Source organism: Enterobacter cloacae complex sp. FDA-CDC-AR_0164 (genome assembly GCF_003071645.1).
GTDB classification, from domain to species: domain Bacteria; phylum Pseudomonadota; class Gammaproteobacteria; order Enterobacterales; family Enterobacteriaceae; genus Enterobacter; species Enterobacter ludwigii.
In genome coordinates this window covers 3,654,842-3,673,212 of the sequence record NZ_CP028950.1, presented here as the reverse complement: position 1 = coordinate 3,673,212, position 18,371 = coordinate 3,654,842, and the positions used below count along the sequence as shown (strand labels likewise).

The 18,371-nt window shown below is 48.8% G+C and carries 21 protein-coding genes; 17 read left to right on the top strand and 4 right to left on the bottom strand.

What is annotated here, in order from left to right:
• Positions 1 to 98 precede the first annotated feature (98 nt).
• The 7 genes from AM410_RS18215 (at position 99) to AM410_RS18185 (ending at position 4,518) form a co-directional block, all read left to right on the top strand.
• Complete coding sequence (locus AM410_RS18215; protein WP_108648199.1) at positions 99 to 380, top strand: hypothetical protein; 282 nt, start codon at positions 99 to 101, stop codon at positions 378 to 380.
• A 38-nt stretch (positions 381 to 418) separates the two neighbouring features.
• Positions 419 to 763, top strand: coding sequence for a carboxymuconolactone decarboxylase family protein (locus AM410_RS18210; protein WP_014170390.1), 345 nt, complete (start codon positions 419 to 421; stop codon positions 761 to 763).
• A 43-nt stretch (positions 764 to 806) separates the two neighbouring features.
• The gene (locus AM410_RS18205) at positions 807 to 1,490 is read left to right on the top strand and encodes a cupin domain-containing protein (RefSeq protein WP_108648198.1); all 684 of its coding nucleotides are present in this window, start codon (positions 807 to 809) and stop codon (positions 1,488 to 1,490) included.
• A complete protein-coding gene (locus AM410_RS18200) occupies positions 1,487 to 2,590 on the top strand; it encodes a flavin monoamine oxidase family protein (RefSeq protein WP_108648197.1) in 1,104 nt (367 codons plus the stop codon). The genes AM410_RS18205 and AM410_RS18200 overlap by 4 nt, the downstream gene beginning before the upstream one ends.
• Before the next feature lie 173 nt (positions 2,591 to 2,763).
• Positions 2,764 to 3,120 carry a cyclophilin-like fold protein gene (locus AM410_RS18195; RefSeq protein WP_020882425.1) on the top strand — a complete coding sequence of 119 codons (357 nt, stop codon included), beginning with the start codon at positions 2,764 to 2,766 and terminating at the stop codon, positions 3,118 to 3,120.
• Positions 3,121 to 3,229: 109 nt separating this feature from the next.
• The gene (locus tag AM410_RS18190; protein WP_236900082.1) at positions 3,230 to 3,727 is read left to right on the top strand and encodes a (R)-mandelonitrile lyase; all 498 of its coding nucleotides are present in this window, start codon (positions 3,230 to 3,232) and stop codon (positions 3,725 to 3,727) included.
• Positions 3,727 to 4,518: a carboxymuconolactone decarboxylase family protein gene (locus AM410_RS18185; RefSeq protein WP_083599684.1), complete on the top strand. Its 792-nt coding sequence runs from the start codon at positions 3,727 to 3,729 to the stop codon at positions 4,516 to 4,518. Before AM410_RS18190 ends, AM410_RS18185 begins: the two co-directional genes overlap by 1 nt.
• 75 nt (positions 4,519 to 4,593) lie before the next feature.
• Here the strand turns inward: AM410_RS18185 and AM410_RS18180 are convergent, their stop codons facing one another.
• Positions 4,594 to 5,493 carry a LysR family transcriptional regulator gene (locus AM410_RS18180; RefSeq protein ID WP_108648195.1) on the bottom strand — a complete coding sequence of 300 codons (900 nt, stop codon included), beginning with the start codon at positions 5,491 to 5,493 and terminating at the stop codon, positions 4,594 to 4,596.
• 264 nt (positions 5,494 to 5,757) lie between these two features.
• On the opposite strand from AM410_RS18180, the gene AM410_RS18175 reads away from it, so the two are divergent.
• From AM410_RS18175 to AM410_RS24195, 3 genes are all read left to right on the top strand, one after another.
• The gene (locus tag AM410_RS18175) at positions 5,758 to 6,522 is read left to right on the top strand and encodes an SDR family NAD(P)-dependent oxidoreductase (protein WP_014170397.1); all 765 of its coding nucleotides are present in this window, start codon (positions 5,758 to 5,760) and stop codon (positions 6,520 to 6,522) included.
• A gap of 143 nt (positions 6,523 to 6,665) precedes the next feature.
• On the top strand, positions 6,666 to 7,535 hold the full coding sequence (locus AM410_RS18170) for an aldo/keto reductase (RefSeq protein ID WP_073397323.1): 870 nt from the start codon (positions 6,666 to 6,668) through the stop codon (positions 7,533 to 7,535).
• Between the two features lie 314 nt (positions 7,536 to 7,849).
• Positions 7,850 to 9,106: a mechanosensitive ion channel family protein gene (locus AM410_RS24195; RefSeq protein ID WP_020882422.1), complete on the top strand. Its 1,257-nt coding sequence runs from the start codon at positions 7,850 to 7,852 to the stop codon at positions 9,104 to 9,106.
• A gap of 165 nt (positions 9,107 to 9,271) precedes the next feature.
• Here the strand turns inward: AM410_RS24195 and cspE are convergent, their stop codons facing one another.
• Entirely contained in the window at positions 9,272 to 9,484 is a 213-nt protein-coding gene (cspE, locus tag AM410_RS18160; protein ID WP_014170400.1) for a transcription antiterminator/RNA stability regulator CspE, read from the bottom strand.
• Between the two features lie 589 nt (positions 9,485 to 10,073).
• Here cspE and AM410_RS18150 point away from each other — a divergent pair.
• The gene (locus tag AM410_RS18150; protein ID WP_073397467.1) at positions 10,074 to 10,679 is read left to right on the top strand and encodes a transporter; all 606 of its coding nucleotides are present in this window, start codon (positions 10,074 to 10,076) and stop codon (positions 10,677 to 10,679) included.
• 317 nt (positions 10,680 to 10,996) lie between these two features.
• On the opposite strand, the gene AM410_RS18145 is transcribed toward AM410_RS18150, so the two are convergent.
• Positions 10,997 to 11,530 carry a hypothetical protein gene (locus AM410_RS18145; protein WP_073397326.1) on the bottom strand — a complete coding sequence of 178 codons (534 nt, stop codon included), beginning with the start codon at positions 11,528 to 11,530 and terminating at the stop codon, positions 10,997 to 10,999.
• Positions 11,531 to 11,784: 254 nt separating this feature from the next.
• Between AM410_RS18145 and AM410_RS18140 the strand changes: the two genes are divergently transcribed.
• The 4 genes from AM410_RS18140 to AM410_RS18125 all read left to right on the top strand — a co-directional run bounded on the left by AM410_RS18140 (position 11,785) and on the right by AM410_RS18125 (position 15,903).
• Positions 11,785 to 12,450, top strand: a complete 666-nt coding sequence (locus tag AM410_RS18140) for a Crp/Fnr family transcriptional regulator (RefSeq protein ID WP_052955247.1) — start codon at positions 11,785 to 11,787, stop codon at positions 12,448 to 12,450.
• A 303-nt stretch (positions 12,451 to 12,753) separates the two neighbouring features.
• Complete coding sequence (locus AM410_RS18135) at positions 12,754 to 13,719, top strand: nucleoside hydrolase (RefSeq protein WP_044867516.1); 966 nt, start codon at positions 12,754 to 12,756, stop codon at positions 13,717 to 13,719.
• Positions 13,709 to 14,692, top strand: a complete 984-nt coding sequence (gene add / locus AM410_RS18130) for an adenosine deaminase (RefSeq protein WP_040017659.1) — start codon at positions 13,709 to 13,711, stop codon at positions 14,690 to 14,692. The genes AM410_RS18135 and add overlap by 11 nt, the downstream gene beginning before the upstream one ends.
• Positions 14,693 to 14,754: 62 nt before the next feature.
• Positions 14,755 to 15,903 carry an MFS transporter gene (locus AM410_RS18125; RefSeq protein WP_073397327.1) on the top strand — a complete coding sequence of 383 codons (1,149 nt, stop codon included), beginning with the start codon at positions 14,755 to 14,757 and terminating at the stop codon, positions 15,901 to 15,903.
• A gap of 181 nt (positions 15,904 to 16,084) precedes the next feature.
• On the opposite strand, the gene AM410_RS18120 is transcribed toward AM410_RS18125, so the two are convergent.
• A complete protein-coding gene (locus AM410_RS18120) occupies positions 16,085 to 16,564 on the bottom strand; it encodes a MarR family winged helix-turn-helix transcriptional regulator (RefSeq protein ID WP_108648193.1) in 480 nt (159 codons plus the stop codon).
• A gap of 140 nt (positions 16,565 to 16,704) precedes the next feature.
• Here AM410_RS18120 and AM410_RS18115 point away from each other — a divergent pair, with 140 nt between their 5' ends.
• A complete protein-coding gene (locus tag AM410_RS18115) occupies positions 16,705 to 17,526 on the top strand; it encodes an alpha/beta fold hydrolase (protein WP_073397329.1) in 822 nt (273 codons plus the stop codon).
• A gap of 75 nt (positions 17,527 to 17,601) precedes the next feature.
• Positions 17,602 to 18,369 carry an alpha/beta fold hydrolase gene (locus AM410_RS18110; RefSeq protein ID WP_073397331.1) on the top strand — a complete coding sequence of 256 codons (768 nt, stop codon included), beginning with the start codon at positions 17,602 to 17,604 and terminating at the stop codon, positions 18,367 to 18,369.
• The last annotated feature ends 2 nt before the right edge of the window (positions 18,370 to 18,371 follow it).

The following is an 18,371-nucleotide window of genomic DNA, read 5'->3' as shown; positions in this document are numbered from 1 at the left end:
AGATAACCGGCTTTCTCATAATCGCCCTCAACGAACGGTAAAGCAGGCCGGTACCTTATCCGGCCGCCTTGCCTTAACCCTGAGCGAAGGAGAGAACGATGGCTTATCTGCAAATCAGCCTTGATATCAGTAATGAAAACCGTGCGGCAGCCGCCGGGGTCTACCAGCAATACAAAACCCCGTTCCTGACCACCATCGACGGTGTCACCTCTAAAGAACTGCTTGTTCGTGACGAGGACGTACAGGTCCTGCACGGATTTAAAACCGTGTCCCAGGCACAGGCGTATCTCAGCAGTCCGCTTTTCACCCAGGACGTCGTTGAAGCACTGAAACCGTATCTGAACAGCGCGCCTGAAATCCGCATTTACGACGTCCTGTAACGGGCATTTTCTGAAACCTACACGTACCGGAGCTATGAATGTTTTTAAACTGGAATGAATATCGCACCAGCCTGCTGGCCACCGTCGGGAAATTTGCCAGACTGCAGCCTGAATTTATGAAAGGCTTACAGCAGATGGATAAAGGGGCTTCTGAAAATCAGCACCTTGATCCCAAGACCCACGAACTGATTGCGCTGGCTGTTGCCGTTACCACTCGCTGTGATGGTTGCCTGGCGGTACATGTGGAAGCTGCGGTTAAGAAAGGCGCAACGCGTGAAGAGATAGCTGAAGCGCTTTCCGTTGCCATCAGTCTGAACGCCGGTGCTGCGTTAACCTATACCGCCCGGGCTCTGGATGTTTTTGACAACCTGCCAACAAAATAAACCTGCATACGGCACCGCCTGCGGTGCCGTTTAATGACTGACTATGATGTTACTGAATTCTGATTTTTCACTGCGAGCCATCATTACTCCTGATGACTACCGCTGGGTGCCTTCCCCGCAACCTGGTGTGGAGCGCGTCATGCTTGATCGCATTGGCCACGAGCAGGCCCGCGCAACCAGCCTTGTCAGGTATGCTCCTGATTCTGTGTTTCCTGAGCACACCCACCCCGGCGGAGAAGAGATTCTGGTGCTGAGCGGTACCTTTACGGAAAACGGAACCGATTATCCGGCTGGCTGGTATCTGCGCAGCCCGGACGGCTCGTCGCATCGACCGTCCAGTCGTGACGGCACCACCCTTTTCGTTAAGCTGCGCCAGTTCTCCGCCGAAGAACAGGAACCGGTCAGGATCAATACCAACGAGGCGAGTCGCTGGCACGGCCAGCCGCACAGACTCATTTGTCCCCTGTTCGCAAGCGTAGCGGAAACCACTCAGCTTCAGAGGATCGCACCGGGTGAACGACTCTTCTGCGCTCCGCTCGCCGGAGGAGCCGAGCTTCTGCTTCTCGAAGGGGAAATCAGCGCACCGGAAGTTCGTTACCTGAAAGGAAGCTGGCTCAGATTTCCTGAAGGCGATTTGCCGGCGCTGACGGCCGCCGCCTCTGGGGCACTTTTTTATCTTAAAACGGGACATCTCAGCCCGACCACACTGACCGGAGCGATACCATGAAAGGCAGCGTTATTATCATTGGTGCGGGTGTCAGCGGCCTGTATGCAGGCATACTGCTTGAAAAAGCGGGAGTGGATTACGTGATACTGGAAGCGAGGAAAAGAACCGGCGGTCGCGTACTTTCAGGTCAGGTGTTAGCAAACACGCCTGATGGGGTTCATGTGGACATGGGGGCGACCTGGTTCTGGCCGGAAATTCAGCCTGACTTCGCACACCTGGTTCATCAACTTGGATTAACGCCTCTCCCTCAGGGGCGACCGGGGGATATGCTTTATGAACGCCAGACGACGTCCCCTGCGCAACGTTATCCTGCCTATGTGACATCACCGGAGTCGTTCAGGCTTCAGGGTGGAATGCAGGCGCTGACGAGCGCATTAACACGCCAGATCCCGGCGCAGAAGATTAAGTCAGACCATCAGGTGGTTTCCATTTCCCTTCTCGGCGAGGGTATGCAGGTCGCGACGCAGTCCGAAACGGGCGAAGGCTCACTTTTCACCGGTGAACACGTTTTCCTCGCCCTGCCTCCCGCGCTGGCAGCAAAAATAACGTTCGAGCCGGCATTGCCGGAGCGGGTACTTTCACACTGGCGTAAAACGCCAACCTGGATGGCGCCTCACGCAAAATATGTCGCCCTGTACCAGACCGACTTTTTGCAGGCACAGCATCTCTGCGGTGATGTAAGCAGCCGTGTGGGTCCAATGGTTGAAATTCACGATGTGTCAGAGCCCGATACAGGCAAAACGGCTATCTTTGGTTTTATTGGCGTACCGGCAAAATCGCGATGGACGGTGAGCGAGGCCGAACTCAAGCGACTGTGCCGGGAGCAACTGGTGCGACTCTTCGGAGAAGACGCGGCAGAGCCTGAAGCCGAGTGGATAAAAGACTGGGCCGCCGATCCGTTTACGACGACAAAATTTGACCTGCAGCAGGACGTCGGGCACGCACAGCCGCAACAGATTCCGGCGCAGGAAGAATGGGCTGATAAATTAACCGGGATTGCCAGCGAATGGTCACCGCAATTTTCGGGTTATCTGGCCGGCGCAATTGACGCTGCTGCTGAAGGCGTTGGGCACTGGTTACGCCACGTTGCCAGACCCTGAGGCCTGTATCTGCCGATAACAAACATTTTGCTTCCCGGACCGGATTAATGAAATTTATTCATTTTTCTATTCTGATAACGCCTATTAACACGCGGTTTATTTCTGTTAAGAATAGTTGCCAATGACTGCAGACGAATGCCGGCTGGCGCAACGAACTCATACAGGAAAACCCGATGAAGATAAAAATTATACTTAACGACAAGACGCTGACCGCAACGTTAAATAGCAGCCAAACCAGTCGTGACTTTATCGCACTGTTGCCCCTCACGCTGCAGCTGAAAGATTATGCCGGGGAAGAGAAAATCGGCGATCTTCCTCGCCGCCTGTCCACGGCCGGCGCACCTGCGGGTACCGCGGCCGCTAAGGGTGATATCACGCTATATGCCCCGTGGGGAAATCTGGCGATTTTCTACAAAGCACACGGATATGCGTCGGGATTAATTACGCTGGGGCAATTAGACGAACCGGATGCCTTGCCCGTATCACCTGCTGAATATACTGCCCGATTTGAGCTACTGACGGATAAGTAGCCGCCCGAATATGTATTTCCGGCACAGCCGGCAAATCTCATCACAACACATTTATCCCCTTCTCTTTTTCCCGGTACCGCGTTTGCCGTTTCATTCACAACAGGAGAGCATGATGATCCGTTTCACCTCTGTAGCAGCATCACTATTGTTATTTGCAGGTATGTCCGCACACAGCGAAACCACCCCTTCAGCTCAAATGACCGTGTCTGAAACGGGCAGTCGCGCGACGATTGCCGAACCCGCTGACCACTTTACCGGACGTGCTTACATTGACCCCCTCTTCTCACCTGTCGCCCCGCAAAGAACAGGCGCCGCGTATGTCACCTTCGTGCCCGGCGCACGTTCCGACTGGCATACCCATCCGCTTGGGCAAACACTGGTGGTCACGTCCGGGACGGGCTGGGTGCAGGAGTGGGGGCAGGAGCGAAAAACCGTGCACGCCGGGGATGTCATTCAATGCTCGCCAGGGATTAAACACTGGCACGGCGCAACGGATAAAACCACGATGGTGCATATGGCCATTCAGGAATCGAATGAGCAGGGACAAAACGTGAACTGGCTTGAAAAAGTCAGCGATGCGCAGTACCTGCAGGCCGGAGGGCATTAATGCTGAACAGAACCGCCCTGCTTATCGTTTCACTCTTATTGATTAACGGATGTGTCTCCCAGACTACTCAAAACAGGAGTTCGACAATGAAACCGGAAGACTCACGGGACGCTGTAGCCCAGGTCGCGCCAGCAATGGCTGCCTATTCAGAACAGTTTATTGAAAAAGATCTCTGGAATCGCCCGGAACTGTCGCGACGCGATCGAAGCCTGGTGACGGTTGCAGCGCTGATCAGCCGCAATGATACGGCGGAACTTCCCCACTACCTCAACGTGGCGCTGGACAGCGGCGTAAAACCTGCGGAAATCTCAGAGACAATCACCCACCTGGCTTTTTACGCCGGCTGGCCGAACGCCACCTCTGCGGCGCTGATCACGCGTCAGCTGTTTGCTCAACGCCATATCGATACCGCTTCCTTGCCAGGCGGAAAGGTGGATTTCCTGCCGCTGGATGAAGAGTCGGAAAACAAGCGTGCCACGCTGGTTGAATCAAACTTTGGCAAGGTCTCGCCGGGCGTAGTGAAATACACGACCGACGCGCTATTCCAGAACCTGTGGCTCAGGCCCGGACTGGCGCCACGGGACAGAAGTCTGATCACGGTCAGCGCGTTGGTCACTGCCGGCCAGGTGGCCCAGGTTCCTTACCATCTCAACCGCGCCATGGACAATGGTTTAACCCGGACCCAGGCGTCCGAAGTCCTGACGCAACTGGCCTTTGTTGCGGGCTGGCCCAATGTTTTCTCGGCGATGCCGGTCTTTAAAGAGGTGTTTGCCGGCAGGGATCCAGCCTGACGTTTAGCCACGCAACTGTAAACGCCAGGCACCGGATGAGGGGCCTGGCTTTGCGTTGCTGACAAACGTCTCTCTTCAGGGATGTTTGTAATGGCGTAGCGCGTCGACCACCAGCTGGAATGCTTTCGATAGATTTCGGTTCTCGGGATAGTAAATATAATAGCCATCCCAGTAGGGGCACCAGTCGTCGAGCACGCTAATAAGCTCCCCACGGGCGATATGCTTTTCTGCGATATCACGCGGAACATGCGCCAGGCCGTACCCTTCCACTGCAGCCTGAAGGCACTGATAGATCCGGCTAAAGACCAGCTGGCCAGTGACTTTCACGTTCAGGCTTTTACCCTCTTTTTCAAATTCCCAGACGTATAAATTTCCATGCGTAGGAAACCGCAGGTTGATGCAGTTGTAATCAATCAGATCGTTAGGGTGCTGCGGCTGAGGATTGCGGGAAAAATAATCAGGTGAGCCGACCACGGCAAAACGGACATCCGGGCCAATACGCACGGAAATCATGCCGTTGGAGATCTGTTCCCCCAGACGGGTCCCTACATCAAACCGCCCGGAAACAATATCCGTCAAGGCATAGTCATCAATCAGCTCCAGACTAATGTCAGGATATTCTTTAAGCAGCGGTTCCAGCTTCGGCCAGATAACAGACCCGATTGCATAATCTGACGTTGATATGCGCACCGTACCCGCGGGTTTGCTGTTGAGATCTTTCAGGGACTGCAAACGACCCTGAATACCATCGATGTAAGGCCCCAGGTCATCCAGCATGGACTGACCAATATCGGTTAACGCAATACTGCGCGTGGTGCGAGTCAGCAGTTTCATCCCCAGACGAGATTCGAGGGTACGCATAGTATGGCTCAGGGCTGACTGCGATACGCCTAATTGGGCCGCAGCTTTGGTGAAGCTTTTTTCGCGCGCAACGGCAATAAAAGCCATTAAGTCATTAAGATTTTCTCGTGCCAATCTGGGCCTCTGATATCCGGAAAATGGGTGGCTGATTCATCCCAATACACTGTCTCTTCAGACGAAAAGCGTTCTGGCGGTATGGTGTTCATTATAAATGACGGCCGCCTGCGCTGTACGAGAAGCAGTCTATCTAATTTATGAAAATTCCTCATTACTGCATTTTGATTTAGTCAGTTTTAACAACATCACATTTCCCGCAGAATACTTTTACACAACGTGAGACGTCTTCATTGCACGTGATTCCACGGTAAGAGGTATCAAATGGTTAAGTATGATTTTAGTGGCAAGGTGGCGCTGGTCACCGGCGCGGCTTCCGGTATGGGGCTCGCGACCGTCAGGGCATTTTGCGAATCTGGCGCAACGGTGGTGATGGCGGATATTCGCGAGGATGCGTTATCTCGCGAAGCGGATGCGCTACTGGCTGAAGGGTATACCGTGAAACCCGTCGTCTGCGACGTGACTGACGAAGAGCAGGTCAGACGCATGATTGAGAATGCAGTACAGGCGTTTGGTCAGCTCGACGCCGCCTATAACAACGCCGGTATTCAGAGCCCCATTGCAGAAACCGCAGATGCCAGCGGCGAAGAGTTTGATCGCGTCAACGCGATTAACCTGCGGGGTATCTGGAACTGCATGAAATATGAGCTGCAACAAATGCGCCGTCAGAAAAGTGGCGCTATCGTTAACTGTTCGTCTCTGGGCGGGCTGGTCGGCATTGCCGGGCGCGGCGTTTATCATGCGACAAAGCATGGCGTCCTCGGGCTGACCAAAAGCGCAGCGCTGGAATATGCCGCGCGTGGAATACAGATCAACGCCGTTTGTCCCGGCATTATCCGCACGCCAATGGTCGAAAATATGCTGAACAGCGAGCCTGATGCGATGGCCGAGCTCATGAAGCTGCAGCCAATTGGTCGCCTGGGCGAGCCCGAAGAGATCGCGCGCGCCGTCTTATGGTTATGCAGTTCCGATGCCAGCTTCGTCACCGGACAGGCTCTGGCAATTGATGGCGGTTATACGGTTCAGTAATCAGATGTCATTCTGGTTTATTCCCGACAGGGTGTAGACCAGCGTAATCAGCGATTTGAAAGAATAAAGACGATTACCACGGGTTCGTCGTGGTTCTGTTTATACTTTTGAATGGTGTCTAAACAGGGTGGAGGGACTCTTCAGTGGAATATACAGTATTAAGCAACAACCTCAGAATGCCGATGGCGGGTTTTGGTGTTTTTCAGGTCACCGATAAAGAAGAATGTAAACAGTCAGTGCTGAGCGCCATTCGTACAGGCTATCGCCTCATTGATACCGCAGCAGTGTACGGCAATGAAGACGCCGTGGGCGATGCCGTTCGTGAAGCCATCGCTGAAGGTCTGTGTACCCGCGAGGAGTTATTTATTACCTCTAAGCTGTGGGTGCAGGACATGGCAAGCTACGAGACCGCCAAAGCAGGTATTGAGGCCTCGTTAAAAAAATCGGGATTAGACTATTTCGATCTCTACTTATTGCATCAGGCAATGCGCGATTATTTCAGCGCGTGGCGGGCTTTGGAAGATGCGTATGATGCCGGAAAGCTAAAAGCGATTGGCGTGTCTAATTTCTACGCCCACGTGCTCACCAACTTCTGTGAAACGGTCAGAATTAAGCCCATGGTAAATCAGGTGGAATTACACCCTTACTTTGCGCAATCTGACGCACTCGAGACCATGAAATATTACAACGTTCAGCCAGAAGCCTGGGCACCACTTGGCGGCGGAAGGCACAAACCGTACGAAAATGAAATGCTCAAGGGGATTGCCGAAGCGCATCAAAAAACCATCGCTCAGATCATTCTGCGCTGGAATGTGCAACGTGGCGTTACCGTCATTCCTAAATCCACGCACCAGAACCGGATTGAAGAGAACCTGTCTATCTGGGACTTCTCTCTGACCGATGCCGAAATGGCGCAAATCAGTTCGCTCGACTTAGGCTATGTTGGCGATGCGGTTAAACACTTTAACCCTGAGTTTGTTCGCGGGTGTCTGGGTGTAAAAATCCACGACTAAGCGCGACGCGGCGTGCCACCCTCTTCCACTTCTGCAGAGAATGTTACGCCCCTCTCCCTGCTTCGATACCGAACAGGGAGAGGATATATGTTTTAGCGATCCAGATGCTGAAGGTGGGCATCGTCTGCTTTTATTGCCTGGAACGGTTCTGGAAATAAAGTTGCCGACCGAAACAAAATAGGTCTGTGCGACTTAGGATTCAGGTCGTGGACTTGTCTGTACCGGATATGCCATTATATGATTTGGTTAAATCTTTGTATTTATCTTTTGAATAAGGTCGATACAAAATGGCATACTTATTCAGGCGATAAGCGATGGTGTACTTGGATTATTTATTAACATTTATAGAAAGCAATCCGGCTCTGGCCATTGGATTTAATCTTATTCTGTTAGTCATCTCAGGTTTTTTTGCGCACCTGATGTGCAAATTCCTGCTCATAAAAATCGTTCGTAAGGTCTTCTTTGCCAGCCATAAACAGGATGTCCCGCTGGAAAAAGATCGTCGCATAGCCGAAAAGCTGTCGAATTTCATTCCGGTTATTATCGTTTATTACGTCCTGCAGTTTATGCCCAATATGCCTGCATCGCTGGTGACGGCAATAAATACCATTTGTGGGATTTTATTCTTTATTTTTCTGTCGGTTTTCTTCAATGAGATGCTGGATATTGTCAACAGCTCATATTTACGCAAGACGAAGCGTAAAAATCACTCTATCAAAGGCTATATCCAGATAGGGAAAATATTTATTCACGTCATTGCCGCGATCATGATCCTTGCCGTCATGTCGAATAAATCCCCCGCGATTATTATTTCCAGCCTCGGGGCCGTGGCGGCCGTGCTGATGTTAGTCTTTCAGCATACCCTGCTTTCGCTCGTTGCCAATATCCAGCTTTCGTCAAATGACGTCCTGCAGTTGGGGGACTGGATTGAAATGCCCGATAAAAACCTGAGTGGCGAAGTAACCGACATTGCGCTGCACACCATTACTATCCGTAACTGGGATAACACGATTTCGCGTATCCCGACCAAAAACTTTCTGACCGAAACGTATACCAACTGGCAGGCCATGTTTTCGTCAGGCGCGCGCCGGATTATGCGCAGCACCACTATCGATCAGCACTCCGTTACATTTCTCACGCAGGAAACGCTGGCCCCGATGCTGGCCCTGCGCGGCACGAATGAACCACTGGCAAAACTCATCGACGGGCGTGATCCCATGGGCGTACCGGACAGTTGGTTTATGGATAATGGCCTGACAAATTTAACGCTCTTTCGGCACTACCTGATGGCCTGGCTCGCCGATCGGCCTGATATTATCAAAGATATGTATATTGTGGTGAGAACGCTGAAGCCTACGCCGTCGGGTATTCCCCTGGAAATTTATTGCTTTACCTCTTCCGTACTGTGGATGGAGTATGAGAATACTCAGTCAGCGATATTTGAATACATCACCGCTGTCGCCGGTCAGTTCTCGCTCCGCTTATATCAGTATCCGGCAGGACATGATTTCTGGCGCTTATCACAGGAACACAGCCTTCGGGACCGCACCCCACCTCCGGGTGAAGGTTAAGCTTTTTTGTAAACAGGCCGGTCAAACGGAATAATAGACAGCCTATCACCATCCTGAAGCCATAAAAAAACCCGCACTTGGCGGGTTTTTTATTATCGGTGAAGCTTAACTGCTCAGACTCGCGTCTTCATCGCTATCGTAAGGCTCACCGACAATGTGCGCGACTTACAGCGGAGAAACGTTACCCGCTGCTGGGCCTTTAGCGCCATTTTCAATGGTGAAGGACACTTTCTGGCCTTCATCAAGAGATTTGTAGCTGTCGCTCTGAATAGCAGAGAAATGTACGAATACATCTTTGCTGCCGTCGTCAGGAGTGATAAAGCCAAAACCTTTATCAGAGTTAAACCATTTTACTAAACCAGTCATTTTATTAGACATAGATAATTCCTTATTTTTTGAGCCACTAAGCGCGGCGATGATGGCCTGTATTTAGAGAGTAACTTATTTGGCACTTAGGAGGAGGCTCACGAAGAAGAGTATCTATTGATAACACCTGAACTGAGGACTGCTTTACTAAACTGCTTTAATAAGGTCTGTATTCCAAACCGATGACGCTATTTAGGCACAGAAAAATTTTTTAAGCAAAGTTTTTATTTTTTATTATAACCAATTAAACACCCGGACGGCTGAATGGCTATGAAAATTAAGGCGCTGGAACAGCGTATTCACGCCCTGTTTAGCTAAAGCATACCGCCCCTTTTGAGGGTGGATACCCGTCTGACGATGGGTCATCGTATGCGCGTGACTGCTCAACCAGAGGCTGAACTCGTGTGGCATGGGATTACATCGCTCAGGCGACTTTCCACCTGGATTTCTGATGCAAGGCTGAAGTCTGAGGTGGAAAGGTAATGCGCCCTCGCTAAGTAGCTCAAAATGCTTAAAATTCATGCCTATAGCGCACAAAGTGAAATAGATTTTCGTTCGAAGCCACTTATCATAGGTGTTTTGAATGAAAGTGGTGGTGTTAATGTCTGTGCTCAAAAGCTTTTTCTTCTTTCTTTTCGCGTCAGCAGCCTGCTCTGTGCCCGTGATTTGCCTGTGGGCGGATATCTATTTATTTAACCTGGATATACCGGAGATATCGCTGACCGAAATTGTGCAGGAATCAGTTTTAGGGGGCATCGTATTTATACACTTCCTGCTGGCGAAGAAATGGGCATTCATGCGCTATTGCAACATCCTGATTGGCGGCTTTTTCCTCTCCATGCTGATTCGAGAACTGGATGCATTTTTCGATCTTCTGGCTCACGGAAGCTGGGTATGGTTTGCACTGCTTTCCGCCGTTTGTGCTTTGCTTTATCCCGTTATCCATTATCGTCTTACCCTTACACAACTCGCACACTATACCCGTACCCCGTGGTACGGCGTGATGCTCAGTGGTCTGTTGGCAGTCCTGGTCTTCTCCCGACTGTTTGGAATGCACGGGTTATGGTACGCGATACTTGATCAAAGCTACGTCAGGGTAGTCAAAAATGTCGTGGAGGAAGGCAGCGAGTCATTCGGGTATATGCTCTGCCTTATAGCATCTGTAGGGTACTACTGCTCTTTCCGGTCTCTTCCCCGCCAGAAATGATTCTGGTATTTAGAGAGCACGATAAACACGCCAATCTTCCTGTGACGATGAGTTGAACGCCACAGGGAGAGCGGACTTCTATTCTCAAAAGCAAACGTTGTAGCGCCCAATATAATACGTTACATCTCTCTTAACGCCATCCGCGTGCTCCGTGTTCAGGTAATGCCCTTATAAAGTGAAAAAGAATCAATAGTCATTGAACAGATGAAGATAAAAAAACAACATCAAAAATCTCTTCTTCAGATTTTTAATGGTGAAGTCAATCTCCCTCGCAGCAAAAATTCACGTGATTATATGTGAATTCGCAGACTAACATCTTAACGCTCTATTAATTCGGCGAATCTCTCAAGAAATGCACTAAATGCAGCTTTCGGTAGCATCGGAACGACTTTAATTATAACCGATGGTAATATATCTCGCAGGGAAGGATAGTCTAATACCTTTTCCATACCCAGATCCCTCGCTTCAGTAGCGAGCATGATCCGATCAGCATGCTTAACTTCTGAGGCTTTACAGGAGGAAATATTAAATTTCACTCTGATCAATGACTCAATTTCTTTCTCAAGGTTTATATACTGCGGCATACATTTTTTTAAAGGAGAAGGGAAATCTTTTATGTAAGCCTCGGTGGCATCATGAAGAAGCCCTTCCAGAGCCAAATGCACTGGCGTTAAATAACTTACCAGAACGGAATGCTGAGCCACTGAATAGAAACTTTCGCATTGCCCACCAAAACGGCATTCATTTGACAAGCCCTTAGCGATATCAATTATATCTATATCATTTATACTGAGATTAAGAAAATCAATTTTCTTGCCGCTAAAAGTAACGATAGTGGTTGCTGAATGCATAAACCCGCCCCAAATAAAATAACTCTCAGACCATTTACCTGGAGTATAAAAAACGCTTTATCGAAAAAAAAGGACGCATGTCCTTTTTTCGAAAGGAGTTTTATTATAAGAGTTGATGACGATTTGACAAAATGGTATAGATGCGCCAGAAATATCATCGCTGACAGGTTAACCTGGGGATGCCAGGCATATGACTTGAGATTATTTCATGCGCAATCTATAATAATTCACAAACAAAGCGTTGAGTCACCTTTATGAAATCATTACAAATAGATTTATCACATTCTGACATTCTGAACTCTAAACTTAAATTCATTTTACCAGATGACATACTCAGCAGAGCTAAATTACTGATTTTTAATAAGGGAGAGATTTTACTCCACCAAGGAGATTCCCCATCGGGAGTTTACTGTTTAATTAAAGGTAAGGTACAAATAGAGCATTTATCTAAAGATGGTAAAGATATTACTTTTTGTATAGAAGAACCTCTCTCTGTGATTGGTGCCATTGAAATTTTCCAACATGATAGCACCAGCAGAAATCTGAGTACAGTAAAGATCCTTAAGACGTCAACGATAGTTTATTTTTCACTTAACTATATAAATACTATTGGATTAAATGAGCCAGTTTTTCTTCGTTTTCTTTGCAAACAACTTGCAAATAAATTATTCATCTCTTCTCAATTAAAAACCACTATGTGTTTAAGTTCATTACAGAGAGTGTCAAATTACCTCATGAATGAATATAATAAACATGGTTCCGTTATCAGGCTTGAGCGAAGAGAATTGGTCGCCTCATTTCTTTCCATTTCGGTGAGACATCTCAATCGAGTTTTAGCAGAGTTACAAGAAAATCAAATCATAGAACTCAAGAATAAAACGATTATAGTGAAAGACAGTGAATTATTAAAGCCAGAGTAATCTGCAAATAACCTTCGCACCACATTCTACCACAGCCGCTTTCAACGCCATCGGAAGATGGTTCATTTATATGAAGCCTTTTTTAATCACAAGTTTTTTATTTTATAAAAGCACTAACCATATATAAAAACTATGGCGCGCGATTTTTCACAAATATCTTAGCGAAGTTAGCGCTCAGAATACTAATCGTTATTGAAGCGAGACCGACTGGCATGTCCACTAAAAAGAGATAGATGTCCTTTTTTTTGGATGCATTGTTCGTCATCTTATCTCGTGACAAGCTTCCTTACTGAGAGAAATACTATGAGAAAATTACTTATTGATACTGATACCGCTTCTGATGACGCAGTCGCTATTGTGATGGCACTCAGAGAGCGTACCGTTAGGGTTGAAGCAATCACAGTAGTCGTTGGTAACTGTGAGATCGAACAGTGTGTTCAAAACGCATTAGTGAGTATTGAAAAAGCCGGAACATATGCTCCTCCTGTATTTTCCGGAATGACAAAGCCGCTTTTTAAAACCCACTTCACTTCTCACCATATTCATGGCAAAGATGGTATGGGTAATATGGAAAATCCCCCCACCACCCTAAAGTCGGAATCACTTCATGCGGTAGATGCGATTCTTCTTTATGCAGAAAAATTCAAAGGTGAACTTGAGATCGTTACCCTGGGACCTCTGACTAATCTGGCAATGGCAGTACTGAAGGAACCAACGCTTGCGAAAAAAATTAAACATGTTTATATCATGGGCGGTGCCGGCCTTACTTCGGGAAATATCACGCCTCTGGCTGAGTTCAATTTTTTTGTTGATGCGGAAGCCGCTAATATAGTGATGCAATCAGGGCTCCCTATGACAGTCGTTGGGTGGGAAATAGGCATGGGAGAAGCTTTCATTAATGAAGATGATATAGCATACCTCAATCAACTGAGCCCCTTGGGTCAGTTCGCCGTAAGATGCAACAAATCCTTGATGGAGTTTAATGCAGGCCGAACGGTACGCAAGGGTTTTGATTTGCCAGACCCCACCACCATGGCAGTAGCGCTTTTTCCTGATATTGTTGAGGAGGCGTTTTCCCGTTATTCCTGGGTGGAGTACAAATGTGAGTCATCGTATGGACATTATGTTATCGATGCGACAAACCTTACAGGGAAAGCACCTAATGCCAGAATTATACTTAAAATAAAAAGTGGTATGTTCAAAGAGAAATTATTCTCGTTACTCGCAGACTCCGCAATGATGTATAGAGGAACTTTAGATGCATTTTAATTCCCGAAGGATTCCGAAAATTGAGCTTCACGTTCATTTGGATACTTGTATTAGCTATCATTGCGCAAAAATGCTGATGCCTGCACTGAATCTTAAAGTATTTCAGTCGAATTTTATCGCACCGAGTCAATGTACTGACCTGGGAGATTTTTTAAGAAGAATTTCTCCGCAGCTGAGCTTATTACAAACCCACACTGCATTACGTCAGGCCGTCGAAGACATGTTTGATCAACTCCATGCTGATGGGGTAATTTATGCTGAGTTACGCTTTGCGCCACTCTTACATCTTAATCAATATCTTACGGCTGAAGAGGTCATTGAAACCGTCCTGGATGCCATGCAGATAAATAGCCATATTTTTGATATCAAAGCCAATTTAATATTATGTACACTGCGTCATTTTACGGCAGAACAGAGCCTTGAGACGGCAAGACTGGTGACAAAATACCTGCATTATGGGGTTGTCGCGCTTGACCTTGCAGCTGATGAAGCCCGCTACCCGCTGGATAACCATGTTGAGGCGTTTAATTATGTACGCCAGCATGGAGGCAACTGTATCGCACATGCAGGAGAGGCTAAGGATTTCGTCAGCGTAAATGAAACGCTTAATAAACTGAAAGTTTCTCGCATCGGACATGGCGTCAGAAGCATTGCTGACAGAGCGACACTAGATCGGTTGCTTGAAGAGCATATCCATCTGGAGATTTGCCCGGGTTGTAACATTGTCTGTAATATTTATCCTTCCATTGAAGAGCACCCTGTTAATGCGCTTTTTCGTGAAGGCATTTCATTAAGCATTAATACTGATGCCAGAACCGTTGCCAACACCTCACTGGATAAAGAATATCAACTATTACATCATGTTTTTGGATGGGACACAGAAGAATTTCTGGTTTGCAATATCAATGCTATTGACGCATGTTTTGCCTCGCTACCGCTGAAGAAACAACTCAAAGCCAATCTTACGGGGTGATAATCCCAGACATACATTTAAACAACAGGCATGAGCGCTCATTACATCGAATATGAAATAACATGACCACATTTTTGTATCTAATACTCTGTGCGATGTCTACCGCCGCCGGCACCGATATGGTTTTGCCTGCTATTCCACTTTTTGCTACAGTCTTTAATACCTCATCGGAGATATCACAAAGGATACTCTCCATATATGTAGCAGGTAATGCCTGTGGTTTATTACTATTTGGTAACCTGGCCGATCGCTTCAGCAAAATCAGGATGCTCTTCTTTGCGCTACTTTTATTTTCACTAACTTCTTTTGGTTGCGCGTATGCTCCAGAAATAACACTTCTTTTAATATTACGATTTATACAAGGGATGGCTTCTGCTGCAGCATCAGTTTTCATCCCTGGATTTGTTAGAGGTTTGTTTCCTCATCGGAAGGCAGCCCGGGCAATTGGATTGTTAGGGAGCATACAGGCATTAGTTCCGGCGATAGCCCCTGTAGTAGGTACACTTATCCTGCAGTTCTTTAACTGGAGAATCACGTTTATCTCTCTGGGCGTACTGACGATGGTTTTAGCTGTAATGATAAGGTTTGCAAAGGGACCAGAACGAAACCCAGGCCAGTACACGCCTGGAACGTACGTACAATTATTGAAAAATGCTGTTTATCTTCGCTATGCATTGAGCCAGGCTTTGGCCGTTGGCGGTCTGATAACGTTCGTATTCGGAGCACCAAGCGTCATTATCCTTTCCATGGGCGGGAACCTGAATGACTTCATCCTTATGCAAATGTTGAACGTAGGAGGTTACATCATCGCCGCCAACATTTCTCCGGGGTTGGCTGAACGTTTTAGCCATGAAAAAGTAATTCTTGCCGGCACGCTTATGGCATTGCTCAGCGCCTTCGCGCTATCGGGATATGGTTTCCTGAACGGAAGCCGGGCTTTTGTTATGACCATACTCTTTACGCCAATGGGTTTTGCGCTGGGGTTAAGGGGCCCCGTCGCCTTCTACAGGGGTATCGTTTCTGCAGGCAGTAATGATGCCAGAGGATCTGCGCTTATGATTTTCCTCACCTTCATAACGACTGCGCTGGGGTCACTCATAACTGGACATTTTATTACGGGTGGGCTCACCCCTCTTGCCATGTCAGTCACCGCCATGTTCTTACTGTCATTTTTGCTTTTTGTGTTATTGCCAAAACTGAACCGCCAGTGAATAAACAACAATGGGTAAGTCAATATTCTTTACAGCAGTGCATGAACGCTGTTGAAGAGTCGCTTCGGGGCGCAGCGGACATTGCACCCGCCCACCCCGGCAGTTAAAGCAAAGTTACTCCCCGGTACCTGTCTTGTCAGTCACCAGACGTACACTTATCAGGAACCCGAATCCGCCTCAATCAGGATAGGTCATCGGCGTCCGATTTCTGCGCACGGTGGATCTTGTCACGGATCTTATCAACTGATGCTTTGATGTCAGCAATGATGTCGGCGTCCATCCCAAGGGTATCCACAATACAGCGCGTGATAGTGCTGGTCTCGCTTTTCAGCGCCTCACCCTTCTCCGTTAGGTGGATAAGCACTTCGCGCTCATCCTTCGGATTGCGTGTCCGGGTGATCAACCCCGCAGTCTCCAGCCGTTTCAGTAAAGGGGTCAGCGTGCTGGACTCAAGAAAAAGAATTCCACTCAGTTCCTTCACTGTTCGCCCATCCTGATTCCACAAGGTGACCATCACCAGATACTGGGGATAGGTCAGGCCAAGCTTATCGAGCATGGGACGATAGAGCTGGGTAAAAGCATGTCCCGCTGAGTAAAGAGAGAAACAGAGCATGCCGTGCACATCGGGCAGGGAATCCTCGGAAGTAGTGTGTTTAGTCATATGTCCTCCAGTCCCTCTAAAATAATTTGCATACGATTTAATTGCAAGCGATTGACAAAGGCAAAAAGGGCTGCCATATTCATTTGCACACAAACAAGTCGCACACAAACTAATAACACAACACATGACAGGAGAACGAAATGACAACTTTCACTACCACAGACGGAACAGGCATTTTCTACAAAGACTGGGGTTCAGGTCAGCCTATCCTCTTCGCTCATGGATGGCCGTTATCGTCTGATGCCTGGGATCAGCAGATGCTGTTTTTCAGCCAGAAGGGTTTCCGGGTCATCGCACACGACCGTCGCAGCCACGGGCGTTCGGACCAGACTTTCCACGGTAACAATATGGATCAGTATGCGGACGATCTCGCTGAGCTGATTGAGGCGCTGGATCTGAAGGATCTGATTTTAGTGGGTCACTCAACAGGGGGCGGCGAAGTTGCACATTATATCGGTCGTCATGGTACCTCACGTGTGGCTAAAGTCGTTCTGGTCGGCGCTGTCCCTCCTCTGATGCTCCGGACGGATGCCAATCCTGACGGCACCCCGATGGAGGTGTTTGATACCATCCGCGAAGGCACGGCCAAAAACCGCTCACAGTTTTACTTCGACCTGACGGTTCCGTTCTATGGCTTCAACCGTAACCATGTCCCCACCAATGACGGGTTACGGGAAAACTTCCGCAGAATCGGCCTGCAGGGCGGTATTAAGGGGCAATATGACTGCATCCATGAGTTCTCTGAAGTCGATTACACACACGACCTGCAACAGATTGATCGCCCTACCCTGATTATTCATGGCGACGACGACCAGATTGTCCCCATTAAGGCATCCGCACACCGCGCCGCTGAGATCGTCGCGAATGCGACGCTGACGATATATGCCGGCGGTTCACATGGACTGGCGGAGACAGAAGCCGATCGCTTTAACGCTGACGTACTGGCCTTTATTCGCAGCTAACAAGGTGGCCTGTTCCAGACAGGCCGCAACCAACACACGCATAGCCTTTAAACTGAATTGAAAAGAGGAACGATCATGTCCAAATTTGCTGCCACCCTTGCCGTTGCCACCGTTTTGCTGTCTGCCAGCGCTATCGCAGAAACCGCTAAGCCGACTGTTGTCCTGGTTCATGGTGCCTTTGCCGACTCTTCTAGCTGGAATGGCGTTACCCAAATCCTGCAAAAGGACGGGTATAACGTCGTCGCTGCGGCGAATCCGCTGCGCAGTGTTTCGACTGATGCGGCTTACGTCTCTTCCGTGGTGAACAATATTAAGGGACCGGTCGTCCTTGTCGGCCATTCCTATGGTGGCCAGGTCATTACGAACGCGGCCCGTGATACAAACAATGTGAAATCGCTGGTGTATGTCGCCGCATTTGCTCCGGATGCCGGTGAAGCGGCGGCCGACCTGGCCGGAAAATTCCCTGGCGGCACGCTTGGCCAGGCGCTCGCCGCACCGGTGAAGCTGGCTGATGGTAGCGTCGATCTCTCCATCGACCAGGCGAAGTTCCACCAGCAATTCGCACATGACGTTTCAGCTAAAGAGGCGGCGCTGATGGCCGCAGGGCAAAGACCGATTACCGAAGCGGCTTTAACTGAAAAGTCAGGGGCACCTGCCTGGAAAAAACTGCCCTCTTACTTCATTTACGGTGACGGCGACAAAAATATCCCCGCCCAGGGTTTGCGATTCATGGCTGAACGCGCGGGCTCAAAACACACCGTGGTGATCAAGGGCGCATCCCATGTCGTGATGGTTTCTCATCCGCAGGACGTTGCCACACTTATTGAGGAAGCGGCGAAGTAAAC